Consider the following 6968-nt stretch of genomic DNA (forward strand, 5'->3'; position numbering starts at 1 on the left):
ATGGCGCCGAGGCCTGGGCCGCGGCGGGACGGCTGGCGACCGGGGCCTCGATCGGGGCGCCGCCGGACCTCTTCGCGCCCCAGGGCCAGGTCTGGGGCCTGCCGCCGCCCAATCCCCACCGCTGGCGCGCGGAAGCCTACCGCAGCTTCAGCGATTTGCTCGCCGTCAACATGCGCCACGCCGGCGCGCTCAGGATCGACCATGTCCTCGGCCTCTCGCGTCTTTTCTGGGTTCCCGAGGGCGCGGAAGGGAGCGAGGGCGCCTATGTCGCCTATCCGCGGGACGACCTGCTGGGCGTGCTCGCACTGGAAAGCCGCAGGGCCGAATGCCTGGTGATCGGCGAGGACCTGGGCACCGTGCCCGACGGCCTGCGCGACGCGCTCGGCGCGGCCGGAATCTACCGCTACACGGTGCTGCCGTTCGAGCGCGAGGGGGCCGCGTTCCGCCCCCCGAGCCAGTATCCGCCGCGCGCCCTCGCCTGCGTCAGCACGCACGACATCGCCCCGATCGCCGGTTGGTGGGAGGGGCGCGACATCGGCGAGCGGCGCGCCCTGCGACTGCTCGACCCTGGGGGCGCCGAGGCGGCCCTGAGCGAGCGGGCGGCCGACAAGGCCGCCCTGCTTTCAGCGATGGCCGAGGCGGGCTGCGCGCTCGCCTGGACGCCGGACAGCCCGTTCAGCGCCGATCTCGCCGCGGCCATCTACGGCTTCGTCGCGGCCGGTCCCAGTCAGATCGTCATGCTGCAGGTCGAGGACCTGGTCGGCGAGCGCGTCGGGGTGAACCTCCCCGGCACCGACCGCGAGCGGCCGAACTGGCGCAAGCGGCTCGGCGCGGCCCTGGACGGGGCGCCTGGGGTCGAGCCTTGGCGCGCGATCGTCGCGGCGGTCAAGCAGGCGCGTCCGCCGGCGGGATCAGCAGCTTCCGGTCAGTAATGCGTCGCCGAACGTGACCCCGACGTAGCGGGCAGCTACGGGAGTGTTTGCTGCAGCACTTTCTCGAGTGCAGAGGAGGCGGATGACCCGCAAGCTGAGAACGGCCGAAGCAGACACGCCCCTCATGCTGGCTGTATTCGCCGGGAGTCTGGTGCTGTGCGCGCCTTTCCGCCGTTACATCCCCTGGATCGGCGACGAGGGAATCCTGCTGCGCGGGGCGACGGAGATTCTTTCGGGCCGAGCGCTCTACCGTGACGTCTTCGAGTTTCATCCCCCCGGCGGCTTCCTGGTCACCGCGGCCTGGCTCAAGCTCGTCGGCTTTTGGGTCCCCTCGATCCGGGCCCTGGTTTTTCTGATTACGGCGGCCATCGCCACGCTCACGTTCCGCTGCTGCCGGGCGATCGGCGTGTCTCGCTGGACGAGCGCCGCCCTTCCGCTCGCCTGGGTGATGGCGAGCGAAGGTTTTCTGACCCAGGTCAATCATCACCTGATGACGACGGCCCTTTCGCTCGCCGCCATGCTGGCGGTCCTCGCACCGCCGACGGTGAAAAGCGCCTTGGCGGCAGGCCTCGCCGCCGGCGCGGCGGGAATGGTGACGCCGACGCGCGGCCTGCTCACGGCCTTGGCTTGCATGGTTCTGCCGCTCCGCCGCAGCGGCTGGCTCGCGTTCGGCGCAGGCCTGATCGTCGTCCCCTTGGCCTGTCTGGCGTTTGTCATCTCGCGCCATGCAGCCTCGGCCGCCTTCGAGGACGTGATCTTCTGGCCGGCGCGCCATTACGCCGGCGTCCAGGCCGTGCCTTATGGCACGGGAAGCGACCCACGCTCGCAGCTCTTCGTGATCGCCTTGCCGCTGGCCCTGGGATTGGCGATCCTGAGCTTCATACGTACGCGTTCCCTCTTTGGCGAGCCGCGGTGGCGTACTGGCGCGGGTTTCGCCGTCGCGGCTCTGGTCGGGGCTTATCCGCGGCCGGACGCGGCCCACATTCTGCTGACGATCCCGCTCGCCCTGCCCTTGCTTGGGCTCGCGCTGGAGCACGCGACCCGGCAATGGCCACGCCTCGTCCAGGCCGCCGCGCTCGCTCTCGTCGCAGTCTTCGCCCTCGCGCCTGCGATCGAGGACTATGCGTCAATGGTCCGACGCACGGCGAACCTGCCGGTGACCGTGACGCCGCGCGGCCGCGGAGCCTTTGCCGAAGGTGACGCGGGACCGTTGATTGCGCGTGTGGCCGAGATTCCCGCGGACCAGCCGATCTTCTTCTACCCCTACATGCCGCTCGTCCCGGTGCTCGCCGGGCGCGAGCACGCAGCCAGTGTCGACGTGTTTGTGCCCAGCTACACGACGCCGAACCAGTATTCGCAGGCTTGCCGGCAGGCGCTGGCGCGGGCGCGCTGGGTCGTCTTCGACCGCGAGTGGACGGACCCGCACTTCCTAAAGCTCGTCTTCCCGAAGATGGACAACCCGCTGCCGCCTGAGCGCGTCGCGGTCGAACGCGCGCTGGGCGCCGGTTTCGAGACCGTCCAGCAGGTCGGCCGCTTCGACCTCATGCGCCGACGCGCGGGCGGCGACGCAAATGCAGCGCGCTTTTGTCCTGCCCCCGTCGGCGGCTGAGGCCAAGGCCAAGGCCAGCAAAGGCGCTCGCTGGGCCCGCCGGCGCGAGACGGCGCAGGAGGTTGTCGCATGCTTGTCTTATCGTCCGCCGATATTTGCGGCGTGAAGCTCGCTGCGCCGATAATCCCGCACAACGTGGGCGCCTGAACTGTCCGTGGCCGGTGTCGATGCCTGGGAGGCTCCAGCCTCCGGCGTGATCTGCAGCTTCCGCTTCAGCGGCGGACGCGGAGCGGCCGTGCGCGATCCTGATCTGAAGCCGGTCCGACCGACGGAAGACGACTGGGCCTGGACCCATCTTCGGCTCGGCGACGTCCGCTCCGTGGCGATGATCCGCCATATGCCCGACCTGCCGTCCGAGGCGCTCGAGCTCTTCCTCTCCGGCGAGGACCGGGTGCAGATCGTCGAGGACGGCGGCTGGGTGTACGGGGTTCTGCCGGACCTGGAGCGGGACCTCTCCGGAAACCCGCAGGACGCCGGGCGGCTGGTCTTCGCCTTCGACGCCGGCCGGCTCATCACCGCCCGCCTGCACCCGTTGCTGGCGATCGACGACCTGCGCCGCGCGGTGCAGCGCGGCGAGCCCTTCCCCACGCCGGGCGCGGCGATCGTCGCCTGCCTGGGCTTCTACGTCGATCAGGCCGAGCTCCTGCTGGAGAACATCGGCCGGCGGCTCGCCGCGGTCGAGGACTTCGTCCTGGCCGAGCCCCCCAATCCGCGCGACACCGAGCTGGGCGCGCTGCGCCGCGATATCGCCCGCCGCCGTCGGGAGCTGCAGGGTTTGCGCAGCGCCCTCGCCCGCGCGCACATCGGGCGCCAGGGCCGCCGCGTGGCGAGCCTGAGCGACGATCTTGCGGACCTCATCGCCTCGGTGGAGGACGTCGACCGCGACGCCGGCGTCCTGCAAGAGCGCGGCCGCCTGCTGCATGAAGAGATCGACACCCAGATCAACAACGCCACCAACCGCAGCATGCGCGCGCTGACGATCATCTCGACGCTGCTGATCCCGCCCACCCTGGTCACCGGGGCCTTCGGCATGAACGTCCCGGGCATACCCTTCGAGCATTCGCCGAGCGGCTTCCTGATCGCGGGCGCGCTGTGCGCGGCCGTGGTCGGGGCGGCGCTCTTGATCATCCGCCGCATCGGCATGTAGCCGCAGCGCCTCGGCCATCCTGCAGGAGGAAAAGCCGTGAACGACCAACCCACCTCCAGCGTGACGGTGACCCGCCGCTACGACGCCTCGCCCGAAAAGGTGTTCGACGCCTTCCTCGACGTAAGCGTGGCGCGCCGCTTCATGTTCGCCACGGCGAGCGGCGAGATGATCACAGCCGAGATCGACCCCAGGGTCGGTGGGGCCTTCAGCTTCACCGAGCGCCGTCCCGACATGGGCGACGTACGCCATGTCGGCGAGTACCTGGAGATCGACCGCCCGCGCAGGCTGGCTTTCACCTTCGCCGTCCCCCAGTTCGATCCGCGCATGACGACGGTGACCATCGAGATCGCGCCGGATGGCGACGGCTGCCGCCTGACCCTGACCAACGAAGGGGTCCCGCCGGACCACCTCGACAGCAACCGCGAAGGCTGGAGCCGCATCCTCGAGGGCCTGCTGCCGGCCTATGACGGCTTGCACGGCGCGGGCTGGCGCTAGCGGCCCGGGCTCGTTAGGCTCGCCCCGCGTGGCGCCGCCACCTACGCAAGGGTCAGCCGCGAGTCCCACATGCCCACCTTCCTGCACGTCGGCAGCGGCGAGAAGCGCAAGGACCGGACGACGCCGGCCTTCGGCCGCCCCGAGTGGTCGGAGATCCGCCTGGACATCGACCCCGGGGTCGCGCCCGACATCGTCTCGGACATGACCGACATGTCTGCGGTCGGCTCTGGAGCGGTAGAGGCGCTCTTCTCCTCGCACAACATCGAGCACCTCTACATCCACCAGGTGCCCGGCGCGCTGGCCGAGTTCCGCAGGGTGCTCAAGCCCGACGGCTTCGCGGTGATCCTCTGTCCCGACCTGCAGGCGATGGCCGCCCTTATCGCCGAGGACAAACTGCACGAGCCCGCCTACCAGTCGCGCGCCGGAGGCATCACGCCGCACGACACCCTCTATGGCCACGGCGGCCAGATCGCCCAGGGGCACACCTACATGGCCCATCGCTGCGGATTCACGCAGAGCAGCCTGATGCGCGCCCTGATGGATGCTGGCTTCGCGCGCGCCGCCGTGATGCGACGCCCCTTCGAGCTGGCGGCGGTGGCGACCAAGCCTCCCCTGGGGGACCAGGCGCTTCTGGCCCTGGTGCGGGAGCACTTTCCCGCCTGAGGCGCGGACGGGCTCAACCGGCCCAGAAGTCCCAGGAGAAGGCCAGGCAGAACACCGCCAGAGCCAGGGTGTTGCCCAGGGTCCACAGGCGATCGAACACCGGCTGGCGGCCCAGCCGGGCCGGAACCAGGAACAGCGCCGGCAGGCTCAGCACATAGCGATGCATGCCTTGGGCCGCCCCGCTGGTGAGCGCGATCACCAGAATCGCCAGGCCATACAGCGCCAGGGCCGGATCGCGGCGGACCAGCAGCAGGGTCGCGACGGCCGCGGCCGCCACGCCCCAGACCTCGACAAGATAGTAGGCCCGCGCCTGGGCGTCGCCGCTCGCCACGAGACCGAAGGCCTCGCGCCAGGAGTCCCAGGACAGCGACAGCCACATGAGGCCGCGCCCGAAGTGGTGCGTCTCGATGAAGTCGAAGCGCGCGCCGAACACCGCGCGCCACGCGAGATAGGCCGCGGCCGGCGCGCCGACGGCGGCCAGGCGGACGAGTTCCCCCGACCAGCGACCGGCGCGCAGGCGCCCCGGTCCACCGCCCTGCAGCCACATCCAGCCCAGCGGCAGCAGCAGCAGCGCTCCTGTCGAGCGGGTGAACGTCGCCAGCGCCGCAAACACGCCCGCCCACAGCCATCGGTCGCGACGCGCGAGCGCCAGGGCGCCGAACGACAGACCTAGGAACAGGCCCTCGGTATAGACCTGGGCCAGGAAGAAGCTCGCCGGCCAGACCAGCAGATAGGCCGCGGCCCTGAGGCCGTCGCCGCGCTCCGCCAGCTGCGCGCCCGCGGCCAGCTCGGCGATGGCGATCATCGCCGCCAGGGTCCCGGCGAGCGAGACGACGACGCCGGCCAGCGTCACGGTGGCGACGGGCGTGAGGCCCAACGGCTTCAGCGGCCAGGCCACGACGCGCATGGCCAGCGGATAGGCCGGGAAGAAAGCGTAGCTCACCGGGGTCCAGCCTGGGTGGGCGCCGCGCTGGCCGGAGGTCTCCGCCCCCAGGTCCGAGCCGGGAGCGATCGCGCGCATCGCCGGGTCGTCGTAACCGTTCAGGGCGATGGAGATGTAGTACTCCGAATCCCACGCCACCTGGGCGTTGAGGAACCGGTCCAGGATGTAGGGCTGGCTCTTGTGGCTGTCGGCGCGGGTCTCGTCGGCCGACCAGGCGGTCGCCCGGTCCGGCCTTTGCGGTTCGAAGCGGCCGGGCGCGAGCGCCTGGTAGCCCAAGAGGATCGCCGCCCAGCCGAGCCACAGGAGCACGATCCAGCGCAGCGGCGCACGGGCCAGGGTGTGGGACAAGGGCGTCTCCGAACAGCTTGGCCCTGTCTTAGCCGCCGCTCAGTCCGCCGCGAAGACCACTTGGCCGCCGATCAGGGTGGCGCGAACCTGGCCGGCGTCCGGCTCCGCCAGGGCCTCGGCGAGCGGGCTCGCCAGGAGACAGAGGTCGGCGCGCCCGCCGATCTCGATCCGCCGGCGCGGGCCGCCGGGATCGGCCTGCGCGCCGAGATAAAGGCCGAGCGCCGTGGCCGCATCGACCCGCTCGGCCTTGCCGATCGGCCGGCCCTCGCGGGTGCGCCGCCGGATCGCCGCAGCCATTCCGGCCCAGGGATCGGCCGCAGCGTAGGGCGCATCGGAGCTTCCCGCGACCGGCACGCCGGCCGACAGCAGCGAGGCGCAACGGTAGAGGTCGCCCTGCTCGGCCAAATCCACCTCGGCCAGGTAACGGTCGCCGCGCTCGAAGACGAAGGCCGATTGGGTGACGACCGTCAGACCGAGCCGCCTCAGCGTCGGGATCGCTTCGGCCGGGATCACCCCCCCGTGCTCGATGCGGTCGCCCGCCCGCGCGCCCGCGATCTCGAAGGCCGCGAGCGTCAGGGCCAATTCGCCGGCGGTGACGCAATGGACGGCGACCGCCCGCCCCTGTTGCCGCGCCCCTTCGATGCGCGCGATGAAGTCGTCCAGCTCGATAAGCCGCGCATCGTCCAGCAGCACCTTCACCGGCCCGACCGCGAAGGCGCGATCCGAAGGCCCGGCGAGCGGCCCCGCGCTCATCAGGCTGAGCCGCTGCGGCAGGGCGCCGGCCCGATGCCCCGCAGCCAGGATCCCGGCGGCCGCGGCGTCGGTGGTGGC

Annotated in this window: 7 protein-coding genes; 5 read left to right on the forward strand and 2 right to left on the reverse strand. The window is 71.3% G+C overall.

Annotation, left to right across the window (positions count from 1 at the left end):
* From malQ to VJS38_RS17395, 5 genes are all read left to right on the forward strand, one after another.
* A partial coding sequence (malQ, locus tag VJS38_RS17375) for a 4-alpha-glucanotransferase (RefSeq protein WP_324089410.1) occupies positions 1-932 on the forward strand: 932 nt, incomplete at its 5' end.
* 82 nt (positions 933-1014) lie between these two features.
* Positions 1015-2541 carry a hypothetical protein gene (locus VJS38_RS17380; protein WP_324089411.1) on the forward strand — a complete coding sequence of 509 codons (1527 nt, stop codon included), beginning with the start codon at positions 1015-1017 and terminating at the stop codon, positions 2539-2541.
* Between the two features lie 154 nt (positions 2542-2695).
* Entirely contained in the window at positions 2696-3688 is a 993-nt protein-coding gene (locus tag VJS38_RS17385; protein ID WP_324089412.1) for a CorA family divalent cation transporter, read from the forward strand.
* Between the two features lie 36 nt (positions 3689-3724).
* Entirely contained in the window at positions 3725-4183 is a 459-nt protein-coding gene (locus tag VJS38_RS17390) for an SRPBCC domain-containing protein (RefSeq protein ID WP_324089413.1), read from the forward strand.
* Positions 4184-4252: 69 nt separating this feature from the next.
* On the forward strand, positions 4253-4846 hold the full coding sequence (locus VJS38_RS17395) for a class I SAM-dependent methyltransferase (RefSeq protein ID WP_324089414.1): 594 nt from the start codon (positions 4253-4255) through the stop codon (positions 4844-4846).
* Between the two features lie 13 nt (positions 4847-4859).
* Here the strand turns inward: VJS38_RS17395 and VJS38_RS17400 are convergent, their stop codons facing one another.
* The gene (locus VJS38_RS17400) at positions 4860-6137 is read right to left on the reverse strand and encodes a mannosyltransferase family protein (protein ID WP_324089415.1); all 1278 of its coding nucleotides are present in this window, start codon (positions 6135-6137) and stop codon (positions 4860-4862) included.
* 39 nt (positions 6138-6176) lie between these two features.
* The coding region (locus VJS38_RS17405; RefSeq protein WP_324089416.1) for an amidohydrolase family protein at positions 6177-6968 on the reverse strand (792 nt) is incomplete at its 5' end.

The sequence above is a fragment of the Phenylobacterium sp. genome (assembly GCF_035276905.1).
Taxonomy (GTDB): Bacteria; Pseudomonadota; Alphaproteobacteria; order Caulobacterales; family Caulobacteraceae; genus Phenylobacterium.

Excerpts from the sequence above, each read along its gene's own strand:
- VJS38_RS17380 (WP_324089411.1), top strand. The coding sequence starts at position 1,015 with ATGACCCGCAAGCTGAGAACGGCCGAAGCAGACACGCCCCTCATGCTG.
- VJS38_RS17395 (WP_324089414.1), top strand. The coding sequence starts at position 4,253 with ATGCCCACCTTCCTGCACGTCGGCAGCGGCGAGAAGCGCAAGGACCGG.